The organism is Bacillus sp. ISL-4, from assembly GCF_018613275.1.
GTDB classification, from domain to species: domain Bacteria; phylum Bacillota; class Bacilli; order Bacillales; family DSM-1321; genus Peribacillus; species Peribacillus simplex_E.
The window spans coordinates 50,826-72,390 of record NZ_JAGGQN010000020.1 but is presented as its reverse complement, the minus strand read 5'-3'; the positions used below and the strand labels follow the sequence as shown (position 1 = coordinate 72,390).

General features: G+C 38.0%; 24 protein-coding genes. 23 read left to right on the top strand and 1 reads right to left on the bottom strand.

Annotated elements, in window-relative coordinates:
- The first annotated feature begins 14 nt into the window (after window positions 1–14).
- The 17 genes from J7J00_RS15955 (at window position 15) to J7J00_RS15875 (ending at window position 16,693) form a co-directional block, all read left to right on the top strand.
- Window positions 15–230, top strand: a complete 216-nt coding sequence (locus tag J7J00_RS15955; RefSeq protein WP_076369513.1) for a DUF3906 family protein — start codon at window positions 15–17, stop codon at window positions 228–230.
- 19 nt (window positions 231–249) lie between these two features.
- Entirely contained in the window at window positions 250–1,026 is a 777-nt protein-coding gene (gene cobA / locus J7J00_RS15950; protein WP_141994423.1) for a uroporphyrinogen-III C-methyltransferase, read from the top strand.
- The gene (locus J7J00_RS15945) at window positions 1,026–1,787 is read left to right on the top strand and encodes a sirohydrochlorin chelatase (RefSeq protein WP_141994422.1); all 762 of its coding nucleotides are present in this window, start codon (window positions 1,026–1,028) and stop codon (window positions 1,785–1,787) included. The genes cobA and J7J00_RS15945 overlap by 1 nt, the downstream gene beginning before the upstream one ends.
- Window positions 1,768–2,400 carry an NAD(P)-binding protein gene (locus tag J7J00_RS15940; protein ID WP_214792084.1) on the top strand — a complete coding sequence of 211 codons (633 nt, stop codon included), beginning with the start codon at window positions 1,768–1,770 and terminating at the stop codon, window positions 2,398–2,400. Before J7J00_RS15945 ends, J7J00_RS15940 begins: the two co-directional genes overlap by 20 nt.
- Window positions 2,401–2,553: 153 nt before the next feature.
- Window positions 2,554–3,453 carry a sulfite exporter TauE/SafE family protein gene (locus J7J00_RS15935; RefSeq protein WP_214792082.1) on the top strand — a complete coding sequence of 300 codons (900 nt, stop codon included), beginning with the start codon at window positions 2,554–2,556 and terminating at the stop codon, window positions 3,451–3,453.
- A gap of 1,138 nt (window positions 3,454–4,591) precedes the next feature.
- Window positions 4,592–5,110, top strand: a complete 519-nt coding sequence (locus tag J7J00_RS15930; RefSeq protein ID WP_098369556.1) for a mismatch-specific DNA-glycosylase — start codon at window positions 4,592–4,594, stop codon at window positions 5,108–5,110.
- Window positions 5,111–5,140: 30 nt separating this feature from the next.
- Window positions 5,141–5,881: an AzlC family ABC transporter permease gene (locus tag J7J00_RS15925; protein ID WP_214792080.1), complete on the top strand. Its 741-nt coding sequence runs from the start codon at window positions 5,141–5,143 to the stop codon at window positions 5,879–5,881.
- The gene (locus tag J7J00_RS15920) at window positions 5,872–6,198 is read left to right on the top strand and encodes an AzlD domain-containing protein (protein WP_141994418.1); all 327 of its coding nucleotides are present in this window, start codon (window positions 5,872–5,874) and stop codon (window positions 6,196–6,198) included. The genes J7J00_RS15925 and J7J00_RS15920 overlap by 10 nt, the downstream gene beginning before the upstream one ends.
- A gap of 326 nt (window positions 6,199–6,524) precedes the next feature.
- Entirely contained in the window at window positions 6,525–7,538 is a 1,014-nt protein-coding gene (locus J7J00_RS15915; RefSeq protein ID WP_214792077.1) for a glycoside hydrolase family 15 protein, read from the top strand.
- Between the two features lie 258 nt (window positions 7,539–7,796).
- Window positions 7,797–9,725, top strand: coding sequence for a 1,4-alpha-glucan branching protein GlgB (glgB, locus tag J7J00_RS15910; RefSeq protein WP_214792332.1), 1,929 nt, complete (start codon window positions 7,797–7,799; stop codon window positions 9,723–9,725).
- Window positions 9,725–10,891: a glucose-1-phosphate adenylyltransferase gene (locus J7J00_RS15905; RefSeq protein WP_286201395.1), complete on the top strand. Its 1,167-nt coding sequence runs from the start codon at window positions 9,725–9,727 to the stop codon at window positions 10,889–10,891. The genes glgB and J7J00_RS15905 overlap by 1 nt, the downstream gene beginning before the upstream one ends.
- A 17-nt stretch (window positions 10,892–10,908) precedes the next feature.
- Complete coding sequence (gene glgD, locus J7J00_RS15900; RefSeq protein ID WP_214792075.1) at window positions 10,909–12,015, top strand: glucose-1-phosphate adenylyltransferase subunit GlgD; 1,107 nt, start codon at window positions 10,909–10,911, stop codon at window positions 12,013–12,015.
- 16 nt (window positions 12,016–12,031) lie between these two features.
- Window positions 12,032–13,468: a glycogen synthase GlgA gene (gene glgA, locus J7J00_RS15895; protein ID WP_214792073.1), complete on the top strand. Its 1,437-nt coding sequence runs from the start codon at window positions 12,032–12,034 to the stop codon at window positions 13,466–13,468.
- Window positions 13,469–13,595: 127 nt separating this feature from the next.
- On the top strand, window positions 13,596–15,101 hold the full coding sequence (cls, locus tag J7J00_RS15890) for a cardiolipin synthase (RefSeq protein ID WP_214792070.1): 1,506 nt from the start codon (window positions 13,596–13,598) through the stop codon (window positions 15,099–15,101).
- 75 nt (window positions 15,102–15,176) lie between these two features.
- Complete coding sequence (locus J7J00_RS15885) at window positions 15,177–15,932, top strand: exodeoxyribonuclease III (RefSeq protein ID WP_214792068.1); 756 nt, start codon at window positions 15,177–15,179, stop codon at window positions 15,930–15,932.
- Window positions 15,933–15,994: 62 nt separating this feature from the next.
- Window positions 15,995–16,399, top strand: a complete 405-nt coding sequence (locus tag J7J00_RS15880) for a cytosolic protein (protein ID WP_214792066.1) — start codon at window positions 15,995–15,997, stop codon at window positions 16,397–16,399.
- Window positions 16,400–16,414: 15 nt separating this feature from the next.
- The gene (locus J7J00_RS15875) at window positions 16,415–16,693 is read left to right on the top strand and encodes an HNH endonuclease (protein ID WP_214792064.1); all 279 of its coding nucleotides are present in this window, start codon (window positions 16,415–16,417) and stop codon (window positions 16,691–16,693) included.
- A gap of 41 nt (window positions 16,694–16,734) precedes the next feature.
- On the opposite strand, the gene J7J00_RS15870 is transcribed toward J7J00_RS15875, so the two are convergent.
- On the bottom strand, window positions 16,735–17,256 hold the full coding sequence (locus tag J7J00_RS15870; RefSeq protein WP_034306915.1) for a DUF2179 domain-containing protein: 522 nt from the start codon (window positions 17,254–17,256) through the stop codon (window positions 16,735–16,737).
- 241 nt (window positions 17,257–17,497) lie between these two features.
- Between J7J00_RS15870 and J7J00_RS15865 the strand changes: the two genes are divergently transcribed.
- The 6 genes from J7J00_RS15865 to J7J00_RS15840 all read left to right on the top strand — a co-directional run bounded on the left by J7J00_RS15865 (window position 17,498) and on the right by J7J00_RS15840 (window position 21,220).
- The gene (locus J7J00_RS15865) at window positions 17,498–17,842 is read left to right on the top strand and encodes an avidin-fold protein (RefSeq protein ID WP_141994412.1); all 345 of its coding nucleotides are present in this window, start codon (window positions 17,498–17,500) and stop codon (window positions 17,840–17,842) included.
- Between the two features lie 27 nt (window positions 17,843–17,869).
- Window positions 17,870–18,439, top strand: coding sequence for a histidine phosphatase family protein (locus J7J00_RS15860; RefSeq protein ID WP_214792327.1), 570 nt, complete (start codon window positions 17,870–17,872; stop codon window positions 18,437–18,439).
- A gap of 73 nt (window positions 18,440–18,512) precedes the next feature.
- Window positions 18,513–19,193, top strand: a complete 681-nt coding sequence (locus J7J00_RS15855) for an NAD(P)H-binding protein (protein WP_286201393.1) — start codon at window positions 18,513–18,515, stop codon at window positions 19,191–19,193.
- Between the two features lie 259 nt (window positions 19,194–19,452).
- A complete protein-coding gene (locus tag J7J00_RS15850; protein WP_214792062.1) occupies window positions 19,453–19,869 on the top strand; it encodes a BlaI/MecI/CopY family transcriptional regulator in 417 nt (138 codons plus the stop codon).
- A complete protein-coding gene (locus J7J00_RS15845) occupies window positions 19,869–20,723 on the top strand; it encodes a M56 family metallopeptidase (protein WP_309487181.1) in 855 nt (284 codons plus the stop codon). The genes J7J00_RS15850 and J7J00_RS15845 overlap by 1 nt, the downstream gene beginning before the upstream one ends.
- 68 nt (window positions 20,724–20,791) lie before the next feature.
- On the top strand, window positions 20,792–21,220 hold the full coding sequence (locus J7J00_RS15840) for a DoxX family protein (RefSeq protein ID WP_214792058.1): 429 nt from the start codon (window positions 20,792–20,794) through the stop codon (window positions 21,218–21,220).
- The last annotated feature ends 345 nt before the right edge of the window (window positions 21,221–21,565 follow it).

Below are 21,565 nucleotides of genomic sequence, written 5' to 3'. Positions count from 1 at the left end.
AAGGTAAGCAATCCATGAATCTATACCGTTTCGAAGTCACTATCAAGGAAAAACCAATCCATGTCATCATTGTTGCCGATTCGGATGAAAAGGCGTTTGAACTTGTTGATATCGAGCTGGAAAAACATTTTTTGAAAATGCCTGAAGTGGATGACATCTCATTATATGAAAAAAAGAAAATTAAAAATGGAGCAGGTTTCGTTTTATCGGAATTCGAAACGATTCTCTAAGGGAAGGCAGGTTGCATAAATGGGGAAAGTATATCTAGTAGGAGCCGGTCCCGGAGATCCAGATTTAATTACATTAAAAGGATTAAAATGCATTCAAGAAGCTGATGTCATTTTATATGATCGACTTGTCAATAAAGAACTTTTGAATCATGCAAAAGACGGTGTAGAGCTGATAAATTGCGGTAAACTACCGGATTATCATTTATTGCAGCAGGATACCATCAATCGGTTCCTGGTCAAATATGCAAAAAAGGGGAAAATAGTCACCCGTTTGAAAGGCGGCGATCCATTCGTCTTTGGGAGAGGCGGGGAGGAAGCGGAAGCCCTTGCCAAAAGTGGCGTGAGCTTTGAAATCGTTCCAGGAATTACGGCTGGAATCGCCGCTACAGCTTATGCGGGAATTCCAGTTACACATAGGGACCATGCTTCATCTTTTGCAATTATTACCGGTCATCGGAAAAAGGATGAAGAGGACAATATCAAGTGGGAATCCCTTGCAAAAGGAATCGATACATTAGCCATTTACATGGGTGTTAAAAACCTGCCATATATTCAAGGAAAACTATTGGAGCATGGAAAAAGTCCAGAGACTCCTGTAGCCCTTATTCATTGGGGGACATTAAAAACGCAAAAAACAGCTGTCAGTACTTTGGCTAATGTAGTGGAAACGGCCAATAACGAACAGATTTCGAATCCTTGTATGATAGTCGTGGGCGATGTCGTTAATTTACGAGAAAAAATCAAATGGTTTGAAGGAAAACAAACCGAAAATTTGTTGGCGAATGAGGCATTTTAATGGAAGCCATTTTATATATTTGCCATGGCAGCCGTGTTAAAGAAGCTTCAGCCCAAGCCATTGATTTTATTAAAGTTTGTATGCAAGCACAACCAAATTCCATTCAGGAGTATTGCTTCTTGGAATTGGAAACTCCTACGATTGAAGAGGCGTACGAACGATGCGTACAAAAAGGTGCGACGAGAATCATTGCCATTCCAGTTCTATTGTTAACAGCTGTACATGCAAAACATGATATTCCAGTCATATTGAACAAAATGAAAGAACGGTACCCTGCCGTTGACTTGAAATACGGAAGGCCAATTGGTGTCAGTGATAAAATGGTTGACATTTTAGTAGAACGGTTGGAGGAAACAAATGTAAGGGTTACGGAGGATTCCTTGGTTTTATTGGTTGGAAGGGGCAGCAGTGATCCCGACGTGAAAAGGGATTTGTCACGATTGGCCGATTTGCTAAGGAACAGGTTTCCAAAAATCCGTGTGCAAGAGTGTTATTTGACAGCTGCCACACCAAGCTTTGGAGAAGCATTGGAATTCGCAGAGGAATCTCGACCAAACCTAGTATTTATCATTCCTTACCTATTGTTTACCGGTCTCTTAATGCAGTCCATCGAAAATGGAATAAAGAAGATTCAAAAAAAGGGTAAGCAGAAATTCATACTTTGCCGATATCTAGGTTATCACCCAAAGATTGAACAAGCAATATCGGAACGAATTCATGAAGTGAGTGGGGAGGGAGCTTATGTATCCAATTACGCTTAATATTGAGAACAGAAAGTGTATCATCATCGGCGGTGGTAAAATAGGTTACTTTAAAGCGGGCCCATTATTGGAAGCTGGTGCTGAAGTGACCGTCGTAAGCCCCGAGATTTGCACAGGTTTTCAACGGTTGGAGAAAGAAGGTAAGATTCAAGTTTTACTTAAAGAAGTGGAAGAAAGTGACTATAAAGATGCGTTTTTAATCATCGTTGCAACAAATTCGACTGAAGTTAATGAACGAGTGTACGAGAGTGCATCCAAAAGTCAGTTGGTGAACGTAATCAGTAATCATGAGCTGGGTAATTTTCATATACCGGCGACATTGAATAGAGGCATGCTTTCAATAAGTGTTTCTACCAATGGAGCAAGCCCAACACTCGCAAAAAAAATTCGGAATGACCTAGGTAAAGTATATGATGAATCATATGAAGAATATCTTGAATTCCTTTTTGAAGCAAGGATGATTATAAAAAATGGTTCATTTTCAAAAGAGGAAAAATCTAAGTTACTGAAAGATTCAATAGAGGATATTTATAAATATTCCCTGAAAGAAAGATATCGCTTTTTAGCTAGGCTTTTACCAGTAGAAACCGAAGAAAATATATCATTGGGCTGATCAGAAAAACTGAAGGCACCTAACCAACATGTCATTTCATTTTGGTTAGGTGCCTCTTTGTGTCTTAATGGAAATCTAAATGATTTATACAGGCAAACGGTTCCATCGGGTGATGTTATATAGGTTCTATTTTAATGAAAAAAGGGGAATGTCATGAAAAAGTTAATCGTTTTGGCCTTTATCGGGTTTTTAGCCCAATTAATCGATGGTTCGCTTGGAATGGGGTATGGAGTGAGTTCCACGTCCTTATTGCTGACATTCGGGATTGCTCCTGCAGTAGCATCAGCATCCGTTCATTTATCGGAAGTAGTGACCACAGCAGTATCCGGAGCTTCACATATAAAGTTTGGGAACGTGGATAAAAATATGGTCTATCGCTTGATCATTCCAGGTTCAGTTGGTGCATTTGTAGGTGCATGTTTCCTGAGCAACCTGCCAGCCGAATTAGCTAAACCATATATTGCTATATTTTTATTTGGCCTTGGTGTATACGTTTTATTCCGCTTTTTATTTATTTTTAAACCGTCGAAGGAAAATGAAATCGTAAAGCCATTGACCGCAAAACAATCCATTCCGTTAGGCCTTTTTGCAGGCTTTTGTGATGCAACAGGCGGAGGCGGTTGGGGACCGATTGCAACGCCCGTTTTATTGTCAAAAAAAGGCATGACGGCGAGAAAAGCCGTAGGGACTGTAGATACGAGTGAATTCGCCATTGCTTTCTTCGGAAGTCTTGGTTTTATCATTTCGCTTGGATGGGAAGCTGTCAATTGGCTTTGGGTCGTAGCGTTGATAATTGGTGGAGTGGTTGCCGCACCAATTGCAGCCTGGCTCGTCAGGATGCTTCCTGCTCAATTAATGGGTGTTTTAGTAGGTGGTTTCATTATCTTAATCAATGTAAGAACATTATTAGCTACATGGATTCCGGTTGAAGCCCATATATTTATCTATACAGGCATCGTGATTATATGGCTTTCTGGAATTCTTCTTACCATCAATAAGATGTCCAATGCGAGAAAACATGATCATATCGAACAGCAGCAGAATGTTTCCTGATTCCCGAGTTTGAAAGAAGCGAATATACACAAAAGCATATTCTGAAACGTAACTTAAAAACTCGTAGGTACATAAATACCTACGAGTAAAGTCATTTGCCAAATTGGATTCCTCCTTTAAAGTTGTTGCTGTTTTAATAAGGGTTCTTGATCCTATTTAATAGATTCATTTATTTTCTGGCCCCATTTTTTTTACTGTCTTAATTATCGTGAGATTTAAGCTCCCAGTCTATTCTCCTAACAAAAGAAATCAATAGTATCCCCTTTAATAAAGTCAGCCATCGTAAGAGATTTGAATAATTTTAAAACAGCAGCAGAACCATTAATTTATGGCCTGCTTTAAGTTCAAATGATTGAATTGTACTTTCATATAATATAATAAGCGGTATTATATTTTTTTTACTATCGAATTTAAATCCCTGCCTTTTTGAACACCGGCATTTGGTTGATGGAGGCTTATTCACCGTCCAAAATATGAGAGATTTCCACAAGAAATAGCGGGTCTTTCGCACATTGCTTCCAAAGCAACCCTGCTCGTACCTACAATTGGTCTGCAAGTGCACTTTCACATTCTCTTGTTCCCCAGTGAAATGAATGAACTCTTACTTACATGAAAATTGGATGCTAGCAGCTACATGCTTTAATGTGCATTAGCGGCTGTCGTTTCCGACGGTGATTACAAGAAGATTGTGGATATCCTTTAATTTTGAATTCCTGCATGCTTTGATTAATGGCATGCAGGTTTTTGCTTTATGCCGGGTTGTCCTGGCAAGTATAGATTTTGGCATTCAGTGGATATTCATTTTTCTTCTTAATTCCAACGAAAGGGAATGGGGAGAGATATATGTTTACCGGTTCACTAACTGCAACCGCGGCATTTGTAAACTGTAAAAAGCTTTTATAACTAATTTTTGGAAGTGTGTGACGTGAAGAGTTATGAACGGAATTTTTTAGGATCAATAGGTTTTGTAATATTCAATTTGTCATGTTTTCAACCATATTATTTAGCTATCATTGTTTATTCTTTTCAAAACGTTTTTAGTTTTTGAATATAAGTTGTGAAAATGACGGAAAAGGTAGTTAAATATATTTCAGTTTTGTACAATGATTAAATAGAAAATTTTAAAAGGAGTTTTAATATGGAAGGCATCTCTGATCATTTAAAAGAAGATTTGGATATTTTGTTCGTAGGTTTCAATCCAAGCATTCGTTCAGGCGAGACTGGCCATCATTATGCGAATCCAAACAATCGCTTTTGGAAAATCCTCTTCGAGTCCGGGTTGACACCAAGGAAATATGAACCAACTGAAGACTCGTCTTTACTGGATTTAGGTTATGGTTTTACCAATATCGTTTCCAGGCCTACAAAGGGTGCGGACGAAATCACTAAAGAAGAGTACATAAAAGGAAGGAAGCAATTAAAAAGGAAAATTGAAAAGTATAAACCTAAACTCGTCTGTTTTGTAGGCAAGGGTGTCTATCAAGAATATCGTCAATTACGAAAAATCTCTTGGGGGCTGCAAGAAGAGCCTTCATTGAATGAGACCATTGAATTCGTTGCCCCTTCTTCCAGCGGTTTAGTTAGAATGCCGATAGAAGAGATCATCGAAATATATAGTGAGTTGCCAATTCTGCTTGGCAAGCTGAAAAGCAATTGAAGGAACTTATTAAAACAAGGGTGGAATTATATGAGTCAGGATAGTGCTGAATGGAAAAACGATGGATTTTCCGAGGTCAATAATGGGGAAGGCTTTTGGCAAGGAGTAAAGGATTGCATTCCGACATTATTGGGATACCTAAGTATCGGTTTTGCTGCAGGGGTCGTCGAAAAAACGTCAGGATTAAGTATGATTGAAGTGGCACTTATGTCGCTTTTACTCTATGCAGGGTCTGGTCAATTCATAGCTGCGGGGATGATAGCTGCAAGTCATCCAGTATCGGCCATAATTTTCACGATTTTTTTTGTTAACAGTCGTCATCTATTACTTAGTGCTGCATTGGCTCCATATTTCAGGCAGCAAAGTTTGAAACAAAACCTGATAACCGGAGCTTTATTAACTGATGAAACGTTTGGAGTGGCCGTCACAACGGCACAGAAGAGGAAACAACTTGATTTTCAATGGATGTTAGGTCTGAATCTTGCAGCCTATTTAAATTGGTTCATTGCAAATATGGCCGGCGGTTTCTTTGGCCAATGGATTCCAAATCCCGAAAAATATGGGATGGACTTCGCCCTGCCAGCGATGTTTATTGGCCTTTTAGTTTTGCAAATATTAAGTAAAAAGGACTTTTTTATTGATCTTGCAGTTGCTTTTAGCAGCATATTAATCGTTGTTGCAGTAAGTTTCTTCTTTCCTGGCAGTACTGGCGTCATAGTGGCAACTGTTGTTGCTTCAACGATAGGGATGGTGATTGGCAGGTGGAAATAAGCGGATATATCCTTGCTGTCATTGTAGGGATTTCGATTGTAACTTTCATACCTAGAGTCGTTCCTTTGATACTGCTTAGTAAAATGGAGATTCCAAAGTGGGGCATCGATTGGCTAAAGCATGTCCCAGTGGCTGTAATGGCGGCGTTGTTGGCTCAAGAACTTCTATTATCGGAACAGGTCTTTTCAATTAAGGATAATGCGTTGAATTTGGTCGCAGCTTTACCAGCTTTCCTGGTTGCCATTTTTACGAGAAGTCTATTGGGTACGGTCATGATTGGCGTGCTTTCCTTGATGATATTACGATTTTTCTTTTAATAAATACTAAACATTTAAATGATAGGCCGATATAACCAGTAATGGATTGCCATTACTGGGTTTTTATTTTCCAAAGAACATATGTTATGACCGGCAGCTTTTTGAGTTGGTTTCGGTTAGGCAAATGACGCTTTTTAATGAACATTGGAAGCTTGATTATCAAAAAGGGGAGTGATTACATAAACTAAGGTGAATGTACTTCTGAAAAATTGTGTTGGTTAGATAAATTGAAAGCGCTTCTAAATGAAAATGAAACAACGAACGTTTAGAAAATGAGAGTCTGTCAACAATGGGAATAAGCAAATTATTATGGAGGTGCTCAATTAATGAATGTAAATGGTGCACTAGAGGTTCTTGATCGCATGCGGCTTCCTAATGGCGCATATACTGCAAGCGTTTCCGATGATTATAATTTTGTCTGGATAAGGGATGTCGTTTATACAGTATTGCCTTTTATAAATGATCCATCCAATCGTTACGAGAAAGCATATCATGCTTTATTCGACTTATTTCAATCCTATGAGTGGAAGATAGATATTCATACGGAACAGAAACCCCAGTTTCTATTTGAACATATCCATGCAAGGTATTCCACTGAGCTTAAAGAACTGCCCGATGAGTGGGGCCATGCCCAAAATGATGCGATAGGTGCCTTTTTATGGGGTGTCGGTGAAGGATATAGGCAGGGTAAAAAGGTGATGAGAAATCAACGTGATTTACAAATTGTACAAAAGTTGGTCAATTACTTGGAATGCCTGCAATATTGGCAGTCGGAAGATAACGGGATGTGGGAAGAAAATATAGAAATCCACGCTTCAAGCATAGGTGCATGTGTTGCTGGTTTGAATTCTGTCAAAATGCTGGTCAACGTCAAGGAAGAACTGATTAAAAAGGGAGAAGAAACCCTTCGTTTCTTGCTTCCAAGGGAAAGTTATTCAAAAGAGACGGATTTAGCCCTTTTATCCTTAATTTATCCGTATCGGCTGGTAGACCGTGAAATAGCACTTAAAATATTGAAAAATGTCACAGAGCGCCTTGAAAGAACAAATGGTTGTATAAGATATGAAAAGGACCTTTATTATAATGACGGTCAAGAAGCGGAATGGTGTTTCGGGCTTCCGTGGTTGGGCTTATGCTACCTTGAACTTGGAATGATGAACAAAGTTAAGGAATATATAGAGAAAACGAAGATGATCATACCGGAAAACTGGGAAGTACCCGAATTATATATAGGAGGCAGTAATATTCCAAACAAGAATACTCCTTTGGCATGGTCAGTCTCATTATCCTATTTATTTTTGACGAAGACTTCCTTGATTCGAACTGAACAAATAACATGAAGCATTCATACATGATACCTTAAAGCTCTTTCCAAAAAATAGGAAGAGCTTTTATTGGTATAATGATATTTTTACAATAAATGTCTATTTTCCTTAAAAAAATGTTTTAATTTACAAAAAAACGGCTATTTATAACAATAACTTCACCTCCATTTGAAGGATTAACATCATTTTCATCGAATATATATAATAACTGGGTAAGGATAGGTAAAATACTATCGAGTTAATACTGATGGAGGGGTTTTATTGAGTACAATTATGGACCAGCTGCAAGAGATTTATCCAAGCGATTTAGATTTGTATTTGTTTCATGAAGGCACCCTTTATGAAAGCTATAAAATGCTTGGGGCACACATTGTAACATCATTAGGTAAAGAAGGAGTACGCTTCGCCGTTTGGGCCCCCCATGCCAAGCAAGTTTCAGTAGTCGGTAATTTTAACAATTGGGACGGAAAAGATCATGCGATGAAACGGATCGAGCGATCAGGTATCTGGGTGTTGTTCGTACCAGGACTACAAGAAGGGGAACTCTATAAATACGAAATACATACACCTGGAAATAAACGAATCCTAAAAGCCGATCCATATGCCTTTTATTCGGAAGTCAGACCAAATACAGCATCGGTCATTAAAGGGCTGGATAATTTTGAATGGCAAGATTCGAAGTGGATTGCCGATAGGAAAAAGGAAAATATTTATCATAAACCCATGTCCATTTATGAAGTGCACCCAGGAACATGGAAACAGAAAGAAGATGGCGAATTTTATTCGTACCGTGAATTGGCTGATAGATTGATTGATTATGTGATTGATAATAGTTTTACACATATTGAAATCATGGCCATAATGGAACACCCATTTGATAAATCGTGGGGATACCAGGTCACGGGCTATTATTCTGTTACCAGTCGTTACGGCTCACCGGAAGATTTTAAATATTTAATAAACCTTTGCCACCAAAAGGGCATAGGTGTAATTCTTGACTGGGTTCCCGCCCATTTTTGTAAAGACGCGCATGGACTTTCCCGTTTCGATGGTACGCCTCTCTATGAGCCAATTGATCATACTAGAGCAGATCGCCCGTTATGGGGGACATACAACTTTGATTATACCAAACCGGAAGTAATCAGTTTCCTTATATCAAATGTAATGTTTTGGATGGATGTATACCATATTGATGGGATTCGTGTCGATGCGGTATCGTCAATGGTTTACTTAAATCATGATAACCCATTGCCGGTCAAGCTGAAAAACCAGTTTGGCGGTGAGGAAAACCTGGAAGCCATACAATTTTTGCAAAAACTTAACGAAGTGGTTTTCAAGAAATATCCCAATGCATTAATGATGGCTGAAGAAGCAACAGACCGGCCACTTATAACTTCTCCTACCGATATAGGCGGCCTGGGCTTTAATTACAAATGGAATATGGGATGGACTAACGATATCCTTCGTTATATGAAACTTGAAACGGGGGAAAGGCCAAATCATCATAGTCTCTTAACATTTTCATTTTTCTATGCTTTTTCAGAAAATTTCGTCTTGCCCTTTTCACATGATGAAGTGGTTCATGGCAAGAAGTCTTTATTGAATAAGATGCCAGGGGACTATTGGCAGAAATTCGCTAATTTACGGTTACTCTTTGGGTATTTCATGACACATCCAGGAAAGAAGCTTCTATTTATGGGCGGTGAATTTGGCCAGTTCATAGAATGGAAAGATGAGGAACAATTGGATTGGCTTCTTTTGGAATATGAATCCCACGAAAATCTGGCCTATTACTTCCGTACCCTTCAGGATTTTTATAGGCAATCATCTTCCCTTTGGAGACTGGATCATGTCCAGGAGGGATTTGAGTGGATAGATCCGAACAATAGTAAACAGAGTATCATTACCTTTATGAGAAAAGGCAAACGCAAAGGCGATTATTGCATTGTTGTCTGTAATTTTTCTGCGCAGGCTCATGCTCAATATCAAATAGGCGTACCATCCCAGGGTAAATATATAGAGGTTTTCAGCAGTGATTCAGCAGCTTTCGGAGGATCTGGTCAGATCAATGAAGAACCCATTAATGTCAAAAAGGAACCATACCATAATCAACCATTCAGCATGGAAATAACAGTACCTCCATTAGGCATTTCTATTTTTATGAAGCAAACAAAAAAAAGACGGGGGAGAGTGAACGAATAATGGGAGCGAAAAAATGGATAGCAATGTTATTGGCAGGAGGCCAGGGTTCAAGGTTAGGTGAATTGACAATCGGTTTGGCAAAACCAGCTGTTCCCTTTGGCGGTAAATATAGAATCATCGATTTTCCATTAAGTAACTGCACTCATTCTGGTATTGATACGGTTGGGGTACTGACCCAATACCAGCCATTGATTCTAAATGATTATGTTGGAAATGGCAAAGCTTGGGACCTTGATCTGGATGTTGGCGGAGTTTCCGTACTTCCTCCTTATCAAGGGAAAGAAGGCGGTGAATGGTATAAAGGGACGGCAAACGCTGTTTATCAAAATATCCAGTACATTGATAACTATGATCCGGAACATGTACTGATTCTCTCCGGTGACCATATTTATAAGATGGATTACAGTAAGATGCTGGATTATCACATCGAAAAAAATGCAGAGGCAACCATAGCTGTCATTCAAGTGCCGTGGCAGGAAGCAAGTCGTTTCGGGATCATGAATACCAATGATGATGATAAAGTCACTCAATTCGATGAAAAACCAAAGTATCCAAAGAGTAATCTCGCTTCAATGGGAGTTTACCTTTTCAAGTGGAAAACCCTAAGAAGGTATTTAATAAATGATGAAAAGGATGAAAATTCTTCCAATGATTTCGGCAGCAACATCATTCCAAAGATGCTTGAAGACCGAAAAAAGCTATATGCCTATCGTTTTAATGATTATTGGAAAGATGTCGGAACGGTCGAAAGCCTTTGGCAGGCACATATGGACTTACTGGAGGATACGCCAAATTTTCAGTTGGATGATCAGCAATGGAAAATTTTTGCCCGCAATGCAAATCATCCGCCGCAATATATATCACCGGATGCCGAGGTCAGTCAGTCGCTTATCAATGAAGGGTGCATGATACATGGGAAAATTGAACATTCGGTTTTATCTTATAATGTACAGGTTGGCTATGGGTCAACCATAAAAGATTCAGTCATCATGCCTAATGTCACGATTGGTGAAAACGTTCATATAGAAAGAAGCATCATTGCCAGCAATTGTGTTATAGAAGATGGTGCCATAGTTGGCAATTCAGCGATTACATCCGATATTACCTTAATTGGTGAAAATCAGACCATTAACAATCCAAACAAAAAAAAGATTACTCTTAACTAGAAAAAGGGGACGATGCTATGGAAAATGTGTTGGGTATTATTAACTTAATCAATGAAAGACAACATTTAAAAGAGCTGACTGCTCACCGAAATGTAGCATCTGTGCCATTTGGTGGACGCTACCGTTTGATTGACTTTACGATGTCGAATCTCATTAATGCAGATGTATCAAAAGTAGCCGTTTTTCCAAAAGAAAAGTATCTTTCAGTTATGGATCATCTTGGCTCAGGTAAAGAATGGAACTTGGCTCGGCGTTCAGGAGGCTTATACATCTTGCCCCCTATCCATCCGGATGAAACGGTAACGGGTGATATGAAACAATTTTATGATCATCTTAGATTTTTCGAACGTGCAGAGGCAGATACTGTCATCATTTCCCCTGGAAGCCATGTATGCAAATTGGATTTTAATGAAGTGCTTGATTATCACAAAAAACAAAAAGCGGATATCACGGTCGTATATAAGGATTATGTAGGGGAATTGATTGAAAAACCAATCTATCACACTTGCTCGGTAGATTCGGATGAAGATATTACTGACATTAGCTTTTATACCATCCCTAGACCTGGTGACCATGTTTGTCTTGAAACCTTCATCATAAGTAAAACGCTATTGGTGAACTTGATCAAAAGCTGTGTTGCCAGTGGGGAATATGACTTTTTGAAAGACGCTGTGAAAGCAAATCTGCATCGTTTTACAGTCAAAGGCTATAATTTTACTGGAGATATGCCATTCATCCATTCCATTGAAAGCTTTCATTCCAGTAATATGAATTTCCTGAACCCTTCGGTAATCCGTTCTTTCTTCGGGGATACTTGGGATGTTTATACAAAAATCAAACATGAGGCACCGACCAAATATTCAAGTTCTTCGAAGGTTACCAATTCATTGATAGCCAACGGTTGTGATATTGAAGGGACTGTCGAAAACAGTATACTATTCCGTGGGGTAAAGGTGAAAAAGGGTGCGATTATAAAAAATAGTATCATCATGCAAAAAGGCGTGATTGAAGAAGGGGCCATCGTTGAAAATATCATAACTGATAAAGAAGTGAGAATTACTAGTGATAAATCAGTTATTGGTTTAAAACAGCCTACAGTAATAAAAAAAGCGGAAGTAATTTAATAGAGGAGGTGCGGCAATGAATGTTGTATTTGCTGCTTCAGAATGCGCCCCTTTTATAAAAACGGGAGGGCTCGGAGACGTTATAGGCGCGCTCCCGAAAGCGCTGAAAAAACAGGGAGTCCATGTAAGTGTCATCCTTCCTAAATATGGGGATCTTCCTAACCAATTCAAACAGGAATTGGAACATATGACGAGTATTGAAGTTCCTGTTGGTTGGCGCCAGCAATTCTGTGGCATCGAAAAACTTGTTGCTAATGGAATTACATATTATTTTCTGGATAATGAATATTATTTCAAAAGACATGGTAGTTATGGTTTCTTTGATGATGGCGAAAGGTTCGCCTTCTTTTCCCGTGCAATTTTAGAGGCTTTACCCTATTTAGAAGAAAAGCCGGATGTCATACACTGTCATGATTGGCAAACGGGCCTTGTCAGCGTTTTGCTGAAAGCTCATTATAGTAACCATCCATTCTATCAGGATATTAAAACGATATTTACTATACATAATTTACGCTATCAAGGAGTTTATCCTAAAGCTGTTTTAGCTGAATTACTCGATTTGAGTGAGTTATATTTTAATATCGATGGTCTTGAATTTCATGGAAATGTAAGTTATTTGAAAGGCGGCCTAGCTTTTTCTAACATTGTCACAACTGTAAGCCCAAGTTATGCGGAAGAAATTCAAAGTCCTTATTTCGGGGAAAATCTGGATGGGTTTTTACGCAAGAGAAATGGTGACCTTAAAGGGATTATCAACGGAATCGATTATGAGGAATATAATCCGGCGGCAGATGAATATCTTGCTGTTCCATTCGATTCCTATGAGGGTAAGATGGAGAATAAGCGTCAGCTACAGGAATCGCTGAATCTTCCTGTAAATGATGGGGTCCCGGTTATATCCATGGTAACCAGGCTTGTTGATCAAAAAGGAATTGATCTTATTCTCCATGTTTTTCATGAAATGATGAACCAAGGAGTTCAATTCATTCTTTTAGGTACGGGTGATGAGCAATATGAATCGTCATTCCGCCATTTAGCTGACCAATATCCAAATCAGGTTTCAGTCAATACATATTTTGATGAGGGTTTAGCAAGACGGATATATGCAGGTTCTGATTTATTCCTGATGCCGTCACAATTCGAACCATGTGGTATCGGCCAGCTTTTGGCGTTGCGTTATGGTACTCTGCCTTTAGTGAGGGAAACTGGCGGACTTCGGGATACGGTCATACCGTTTAATCAATTTACTGGTGAAGGCAATGGCTTCAGTTTTACGAATTATAATGCACACGATATGCTTCATACAATTGAGCAATCTGTTGGTCTGTACAAATTCCAGCCGAAAAGATGGAGGAAAATGGCCGAAAGTGCAATGAAGTTAGACTTCAGTTGGACATCATCTTCCTTAAAGTATATTAAACTGTATGAAAGTTTGATTCCTGTCATGAAGTGATAATTGGATAGGTAATACACAAAGCACTTGCGAATATTTTTTTCGTAAGTGTTTTGTTTCTTTTACCATCAAATATGGGTATATGTATAGATATATATATAATATTGCTGTGTAGGAGAATGAAAAGATGAAAAGAAGAAGAATGGAATTTGTATTTTTATTTATTTTAATTGCTTCAGTCTATATGATCCTATTCACTCAAGTTAGCTTCGACGTGAAGCTATTTTTTATTGGATTATATATTTTAGTCATGTTTATTACCATATTTTCACTCATGCTTGAAAATAGATTTGCTCACGAGACCCTTTTGTGGATGTATGTGCTCTTGTTTTTCCCGGTATTTGGATATGTATTTTATCTATTCTCAGGTCAGCTCTATTTAAAGGGGTATTTATTTCGAAGTAAAAGGAAAAAGGATCGTGAAGAATGGAAGAGTCTTGTCACACAGGTATCATCTCCAGATTTATCGTTCTTGAATAATCATCAGCAATCATTTGCAGCTTTTGCCAAAAATGCTTCTGAGACCATCATTAGTACATCATCGCAAACGGAAGTATTGAAAAATGGTAATGAAACGTTTACAGAAATCATAAAACAGTTAAAAAAAGCTGAGAAATTCATCCATATTGAATATTATATTTTTCGTTCCGACAGGCTTGGTACTGAAATTATAGATATACTTATTGAAAAAGCAAAAAATGGTGTGGAAGTTTTATTCATTTTTGATGCGGCCGGAAGTTTAAGCCTTTCAAATAATGAAGTTAAACGGATGAAAAATGCCGGGATAAAAGCATATCCATTTTCGCCACTGAAACACGGATTTTTTAATCAAAAGTTTAATTTTAGGAATCACCGTAAAATCATCATCATAGATGGGGAAGTTGGCTTTGTTGGAGGTTTAAACGTAGGAGAGGAATATTTGGGCCGTAATAAAAACATTGGCTTTTGGAGAGATACACATATGGTACTTAAAGGTGAAGCGGTATTTATGCTTCATACTGTTTTCCTTTTGGATTGGGAATATGTCAGCGGGGAAGATGTATTGCAAGAACGTCCAGAATTCAAGAATAAAGTGGAACAAGGGGATGGAGCCGTTCAGGTGGTAGCAAGCGGACCTGATACACAACAGGGAATCATGAGTGATTATTACTATTCACTTATCACAAACGCGACTGAATCAATCTGGATTGCAAGTCCATACTTCGTACCTAATCAAGCGATTAAAGCAGCCATTAAACATGCCGCAATTAAGGGGATACAAGTTAGGCTTATGGTTCCGGCAGTAAATGATGGGTTTTTAACCCAATATGGGAGTCGCTCCTATTTCGGGGAGCTGCTACAATTCGGTGTAGAGGTATACTTGTATAAAAAGGGTTTTCTACATCAGAAACTTATTATCGTTGATGGTGATATGGCTTCCATAGGAACGGCAAATATGGATATGAGAAGTTTTCATCTGAATTTTGAAGTCAATGTCTTTCTTATGGGCAGCCGTTCCATTGAAGATCTCATCATTCATTACAAAGAGGATATGGGGGATAGTGATAAACTTGATCCTATCGTTTATAACAGGCGTGGATTACTGGAACGTTCAAAAGAATCATTTGCCAGATTGTTTTCGAATGTACTCTAATGGGAAAAAAAGCAGATAAATAGTATAGTTGAAATGTAAAGAAATTAATTGGCCATAAGGAGAATTAAAGAAAATATGAAATTGGTTTCCTGGAATGTGAATGGAATAAGGGCTTGTGTAAAAAAAGGATTTTTAGATTACTTTAAAGATGTGGATGCAGATATTTTTTGCCTTCAAGAAACTAAGCTACAAGAAGGGCAGATTTCACTTGAGTTGGAAGGGTACCATCAATATTGGAATTATGCATTGAAAAAAGGATATTCCGGTACAGCCATTTTCACGAAGGAAAAACCGCTTTCCGTGAAATATGGTGTAGGGGAGCTGAACGAGGAGCCGGAAGGCAGGATAATAACACTGGAATTCGAGAAATTTTATATGGTGAATGTATATACACCCAATGCAAAAAGGGATTTATCAAGGCTTGATTACCGTCTCGAATGGGAAGATGGGATGATAAATTATCTTAAGGAACTGGACGTGGTGAAGCCGGTTATCTTTTGTGGGGACCTTAATGTCGCGCATTCTGAGCTTGATTTAAAAAACCCAAAAACCAATATTGGGAATTCTGGTTTCACTAATGAAGAGCGTGGAAAGATGACTGATTTACTTGATGCAGGGTTTATCGATACTTTTCGCCATTTTTATCCGGACCGGGAAGGTGCCTATAGTTGGTGGTCATATATGGCTAAAGTGAGAGAGCGGAATATCGGGTGGAGAATCGATTATTTCATTGTTTCAAAACGTTTGGCAGATTCCTTAATAGAGGCTAACATTCACTGCGATGTCATGGGCAGCGATCATTGCCCTGTTGTCTTGGAAGCAAATTTCTAAATCGAATAAATCCGGTTAAATGGGGATACTATGGTTATCCAAATTCAACAGGAGGTTAGATTATGAACACATTTATCGTGGGCTTTCATCAGGAAGATAATGTAGACAGCATGCAAGTGCAAAAATTGACGTCGGCTGAGTTTGAAAAATCAACATCACGCGGTTTTCGTAGATTATTTGAACTGGATACAAATATCGGGTATTTCGTTTTTTTTGATGCTGAAGATGATGAAGGTGATTTATCCCATCTGGTTTTACAGTATGAAGAAGATAGTCAGGATCCAAGTGATTGTTACTCCTTTTCTAAAAATGATTTTTATGAGTTCATGGCACTTTATTTACAAGGGATGGATGAAGTGGAAGTGGAGAATGAAGAAGATGATGACAATGAAGAGTATGGACCAATACACCATCTTGCCCATTTGATGTTTCATATTGTTGAAGAAGGAAAATCCGTAAAGCCATAATGGACGAGTAATGAGATGAAAGGTACTTGTGAGCTTTGTGACAGGGATGAGATAGAACTGACCATCCATCATTTAACACCTAGAGAATTAGGCGGCAGCCATTTACCCATTGCCTATCTCTGTAAATCTTGTCACAAACAGATTCACGCCCTGTATTCAAACCGAGAGCTGGCCATCCGGCTGAATAGCGTGCTATTGCTGAAAGATGATGAAGAATTAAAAAAATACTTAAAGTGGATTAAAAAACAACCGATAACGAGGGCAGTGAAGATCAGAAAATCAAAAAGGAAATAATGCAAAAGCCCATCTTGAAAAGATGGGCTTTTACATTTCATTCAGCTTGCTTTATTTTTCAACCGGTCCAATAAAAATCCACCCTTAAAATAACGTGGTTCATATGAAATGATGAAAGCCTTAGGTTCAAACTTTTCAACGGTTGCTATCAATTCTTGTTCCCGATTGCGTTTTGTCAAAATTTCCATACGATAACGGTTGCTATCCCTGCCCTCGCCCGTATAAAGAGTTACACCAAATCCGTTGTTCCTCAGTGTATCTACCAAATGTTCATTTTTGGTTTGAGTATTAACGGTTACATTAATAAAACCGATGGCAAGTTTTTGCTCAATTTTCGTACCAAAAATTATTCCGATTCCAAAACCGACTGCATATACAACCATGGCGAGTATGCTTTGGTCACCGCCAAATACTAGGGATAAACCAAAAACGTATATTAACATTTCTGCTATACCAAGTATCGAGGCAAGTATGGTAATATTTTTTACTAAGAAAATGGTTCGCAACGTGTAAATCGGAACATAAATAAGTTGTAATAGTAGAATCAGAAGTATTTCTTTCACTTGAGCACCTCACCAACATCTTCCAGTTTAATTAGACGTTTCAACTTGGGGATTGTTCATTCCATAAGTAACATCTTTCATAATCTAACCACAATATAATAGTGGAATTCAATGGGGAATATTATGTATTTTTTGTGTCATTTCCATCGAAACAGAATTAAAATCCCATAATATTTTTCAATATTCTTTTTTTGAATAATTTGGTATCATTATCCTTATTAATTCATATGGGGGAATGATGATGTTTAATTATGATGGTCGGATATTCAAAGCTAAAGTCAATTCTGAAAATGGAGAAGTGTCAGGAAATACTTCCTTCCACTATTCACAAGAAGGCTCAATTCTTTCAGCAAGTTATCAGGGCGGAGAGATTGTTAAAGGGACTTTAATAGGGCTTGTCAATCTGGATGGAACTCTGGAATTCAGGTATAATCATATCAATGAAAAAGGAGAAATAAGAGGAGGCAGCTGTCTTTCCACCCCTGAAATGTTGCCTGATGGAAGGATACGTTTGCATGAAAAATGGAAATGGTCAGATCTCGAACAGACTGAAGGACATTCCATCATTGAAGAAGTGAAGAAATAACAATTTACTTAGAGGGGTTTGAGGACAATTACTACTATTTGTTTAGTACGGCATGGTCAAACAGATTGGAATGCACTAGGGAAGCTGCAGGGGCAGACTGATATTCCTTTAAATGAACTCGGAAAGATACAGGCACGGCAATGTGGTGAATTTTTGTCAAAAGATGATTGGGATGTAATTATTTCAAGCCCTTTAAAAAGGGCAAGGGAAACGGCAGATATCATTTCGCATTATATTGAAGTCCCGGTTATTGAAAAAATGGAATTCATTGAAAAGAATTTTGGCGTCGCTGAAGGAATGACAGCAGCTGAAAGGGAGTCAGCATTCGTGAATAAAGAATATCCAGATCAAGAAATTCAGGAATCTTTACGAAACAGACTGATGAATGGACTCCAGGAAATTCAGAAGGAGTATCCTGAGGGGAAAGTCATACTTGTTGCACATGGAGCCGTCATTCATTTTATTTTACGCTTGATGTCAAATGAGTCAATCGTATCCAACGAAATGCGATTGTTCAATGCATGTTTGAGTACGATTAGATTTGAAGTCGACTCTTGGATAATTAATGATTTCAATCAAGTAAATCATTTATCTTAGTCGTATTATGCTCGGTTATCGTTAAAAAGGATATGGTTGATAGTAAGGTGCCAATTATAGAAAGAAGGGAATCATGACTAATAAGACGGCATTGATTTTAGGGGCTACAGGTTTGGTTGGCACCCAGTTGGTTAAAGAGCTAAGCAACAGCAAAATCTATAGTGAAATCCATTTACTGACAAGAAGCGAAATGAAAATCACGGATGCCAAGTGCATAGGCCATGTGGTGGATTTCGATAATTTATCCAAGTACGCCGGTTTGTTCAAAGTCAGCGATGTTTTCATTTGTTTGGGTACAACGATCAAAAAGGCTAAATCGAAGGAAGCTTTTCGTAAAGTGGATTATGACTATGTTATCGAAGCAGCTAAAATGGCAAAGACAGCCAATGTTGAAAAATTACTTGTCATAACGGCAATGGGAGCGAATTCCAAATCAAAGTTTTTCTACAGTCGTGTTAAAGGCGATGTAGAAGGAACAATACAACACTTGGAATTGAATACTGTACATATATTCCGCCCTTCCTTACTTCTTGGAGAACGCAAGGAATTCAGGGCAGGTGATAAGATTTCTGGGCTGATAAGTAATTTTGCTAAATATGTCTTTGTGGGCCCTATACGCTCATATCGTGCAATAGAAGCAAACAAAGTAGCTGCTGCAATGTACGCTGCGGCCCAAACGACGGTAAGAGGATATCATTTTTATAATTCTGATGAAATAGAGACATTTGCACAAAGAGAAACTATTAATCAGTGAAACGAGCCTTCAATAGGCTCGTTTTTTATTTATTTGCAAATTTTGATCCCTGCTAATAAGGAAAAAGGAACGGATGAACATTTGCTGCTGAAAAAAGGAGTGGAGTGTAATAGAGGTGGAGAACCAGAGGAACTTGGTAAAGCAAGAACAATAGGGACCTGAAAAGTCAATCTATAGAAATCCGTGATATTATTCTTCCGGATGAAACTTGATTGTAACAAGGATTTCCACTACAATTTGTAGTGGGAGGTGGTAAAGGATGAATATTAAAAATTTTAAATATGATGAAGTTGGATTGAATCGTTTCTTTGGTCCATTGGAAGCTAATATCATGGAATATTTATGGGGTAAAGATGAACAGAGTATTAAATCGGTTCAGCAATCATTGGAACTTGACAAACCTATCAATTTCAACACAGTAATGACCGTCATGAATCGTTTAGTAGAAAAAGGCATTCTTGAAAAGAGGTCTGAAGGGAGACTTTCATTATTTCGCCCGGTGCAGTCCAAAGCGGAGTTTTTAGAAGAGCAGTCAAAGAAACTGACTGAGAATTTGCTGGATGAATTTGGTGGGGCGGTTATAAGCCATATGCTGGATGCCATGAAAGACGCTGATCAAGGTTTAATTGAAAAATTGGAACAAAAAATCCAATCGTTAAAAAAGGATAAATTATAATGTGGAAGAGAAAGTCTTATTTTGTGATAAGCCTGAGCCTTTTAATTGCCTGTATAGTATGGTGCCAAATGGGAGCGTTTTTAGTACATATCTTTTTTGGTGTGAATATTAAAGCCAACTTTTTTAAATTTTGTTTTAGTTTATTCAAGGAAGATTCAGTATACTACTTTGTGGTCGTCACCCTGCTCAGTATAATAATATCCTATAGTATATTGAGCACATTATTCAAAATTGCAGAGCAATACTTCTTATCCAGAAGATTTAAACAAAAGCTTTTTCTTTCAAAAAACGTTGATATGACAAGGTCCATAAATGAAACATTCAATCGGGTCAACAAAGATATCTTAGTTGTGAACACTGAAAAGCCTCTTGCGTTTACGCTTGGTTTCAGGCGGCCTTTCATTGTGTTCAGTACTGGTTTAATTCGATTATTGGACTTAGGTGAACTAGAAGCGGTAGTGGAGCATGAAGCCTTTCACCAAAAAAAATACGATCCGCTGGTAATCTTTATTTTACAGTTGATCTCAGATGGGTTATGGTTTGTCCCACTGACAAAATGGTGTCATAAAAATTACAAAATAATAAGTGAATTATCAGCCGACGAAAATGCGATTAATAAAATGGGGACTGAATTAGGCATAAGTGCCGCTTTATTGAAGTTAATTAAATATGGTTGCACTGATAAATCCTCTCCTGTTCTTGTCCACTTCTCCAATGAATCAGTTAACTATAGACTTCAGCAATTAATTGATCCCCATAAATCAATTCCTTTGAGGGCTGAAACTACCACGATTTTCGTTTCAATTTATGTTTTGGTTTTACTTCTGGGGATGACTATAGTGATTGTCGGATGACTTTCACTTGATTTTTTTACCACTTTACACTACACTTTGTAGTGTGAAATAAAAAAAGGAGATGTGACATGAATAAACAAGAGATCGGTACCTTTTTATTAAGAGTTATGTTGGGAATTTCATTTTTCTTGCATGGTTTGTCAAAATTCAAAGGTGGATTGGAAAACACTGCAGGATGGTTTCAAAGTATAGGCATTCCAGGATTTATGGCCTATGTAGTAGGTGTTATTGAATTGGTTGGAGGAATTGCTTTAATTATAGGTCTTGGAACAAGAATAATTTCTGCCCTCCTTGTTTTCATCATGGCTGGAGCAATTGTTTATGTGAAATTCCCAGCAGGTTTTATGGGGAATGGAGAAGGTACAGGGTACGAACTGGATCTCGTTCTTATGATTATTGCACTTCACCTAGTAATGAATGGAAGCCGATTCCTATCTATAGACTCTAAATTACCAAGCCTTAAAAAAGGACAAGATTCAGAAATGATAGCAAGTTAATTAGGATAAACGATATCCCAAAAAATTAAACACTTTTTAAACAGTCTTTAGGCATGAAACCGGCAATCTACTGGGGTCATGCCTTTTTCTTTTCTCCTTGTTCTTGTTTGAAATGCTTCATGGTTAGAAAAACCGATAATAAATCAAATCAGATTTTGGTAATCAAAAGTAGTTTTCCATGAGTGCATTATCGTAAAATACTTTGCGAAATGACAATACTGCAAGTCTTGACCAAACACCTTGGAATTTTCAATTCAACGGTTAACATATAAAAATTGATAGTTTTCAGTAAAATTCCATTGACGAACAAATGTTCCTTGTTATAAAATGCATTCATGGGTAATA

Coding starts and splice junctions, on each gene's coding strand:
- J7J00_RS15955 (WP_076369513.1), top strand. CDS start 15: ATGAATCTATACCGTTTCGAAGTCACTATCAAGGAAAAACCAATCCAT.
- cobA (WP_141994423.1), top strand. CDS start 250: ATGGGGAAAGTATATCTAGTAGGAGCCGGTCCCGGAGATCCAGATTTA.
- J7J00_RS15945 (WP_141994422.1), top strand. CDS start 1,026: ATGGAAGCCATTTTATATATTTGCCATGGCAGCCGTGTTAAAGAAGCT.
- J7J00_RS15940 (WP_214792084.1), top strand. CDS start 1,768: ATGTATCCAATTACGCTTAATATTGAGAACAGAAAGTGTATCATCATC.
- J7J00_RS15935 (WP_214792082.1), top strand. CDS start 2,554: ATGAAAAAGTTAATCGTTTTGGCCTTTATCGGGTTTTTAGCCCAATTA.
- J7J00_RS15930 (WP_098369556.1), top strand. CDS start 4,592: ATGGAAGGCATCTCTGATCATTTAAAAGAAGATTTGGATATTTTGTTC.
- J7J00_RS15925 (WP_214792080.1), top strand. CDS start 5,141: ATGAGTCAGGATAGTGCTGAATGGAAAAACGATGGATTTTCCGAGGTC.
- J7J00_RS15915 (WP_214792077.1), top strand. CDS start 6,525: ATGAATGTAAATGGTGCACTAGAGGTTCTTGATCGCATGCGGCTTCCT.
- glgB (WP_214792332.1), top strand. CDS start 7,797: ATGGACCAGCTGCAAGAGATTTATCCAAGCGATTTAGATTTGTATTTG.
- J7J00_RS15905 (WP_286201395.1), top strand. CDS start 9,725: ATGGGAGCGAAAAAATGGATAGCAATGTTATTGGCAGGAGGCCAGGGT.
- glgD (WP_214792075.1), top strand. CDS start 10,909: ATGGAAAATGTGTTGGGTATTATTAACTTAATCAATGAAAGACAACAT.
- glgA (WP_214792073.1), top strand. CDS start 12,032: ATGAATGTTGTATTTGCTGCTTCAGAATGCGCCCCTTTTATAAAAACG.
- cls (WP_214792070.1), top strand. CDS start 13,596: ATGAAAAGAAGAAGAATGGAATTTGTATTTTTATTTATTTTAATTGCT.
- J7J00_RS15885 (WP_214792068.1), top strand. CDS start 15,177: ATGAAATTGGTTTCCTGGAATGTGAATGGAATAAGGGCTTGTGTAAAA.
- J7J00_RS15880 (WP_214792066.1), top strand. CDS start 15,995: ATGAACACATTTATCGTGGGCTTTCATCAGGAAGATAATGTAGACAGC.
- J7J00_RS15875 (WP_214792064.1), top strand. CDS start 16,415: ATGAAAGGTACTTGTGAGCTTTGTGACAGGGATGAGATAGAACTGACC.
- J7J00_RS15865 (WP_141994412.1), top strand. CDS start 17,498: ATGTTTAATTATGATGGTCGGATATTCAAAGCTAAAGTCAATTCTGAA.
- J7J00_RS15855 (WP_286201393.1), top strand. CDS start 18,513: ATGACTAATAAGACGGCATTGATTTTAGGGGCTACAGGTTTGGTTGGC.
- J7J00_RS15850 (WP_214792062.1), top strand. CDS start 19,453: ATGAATATTAAAAATTTTAAATATGATGAAGTTGGATTGAATCGTTTC.
- J7J00_RS15845 (WP_309487181.1), top strand. CDS start 19,869: ATGTGGAAGAGAAAGTCTTATTTTGTGATAAGCCTGAGCCTTTTAATT.
- J7J00_RS15840 (WP_214792058.1), top strand. CDS start 20,792: ATGAATAAACAAGAGATCGGTACCTTTTTATTAAGAGTTATGTTGGGA.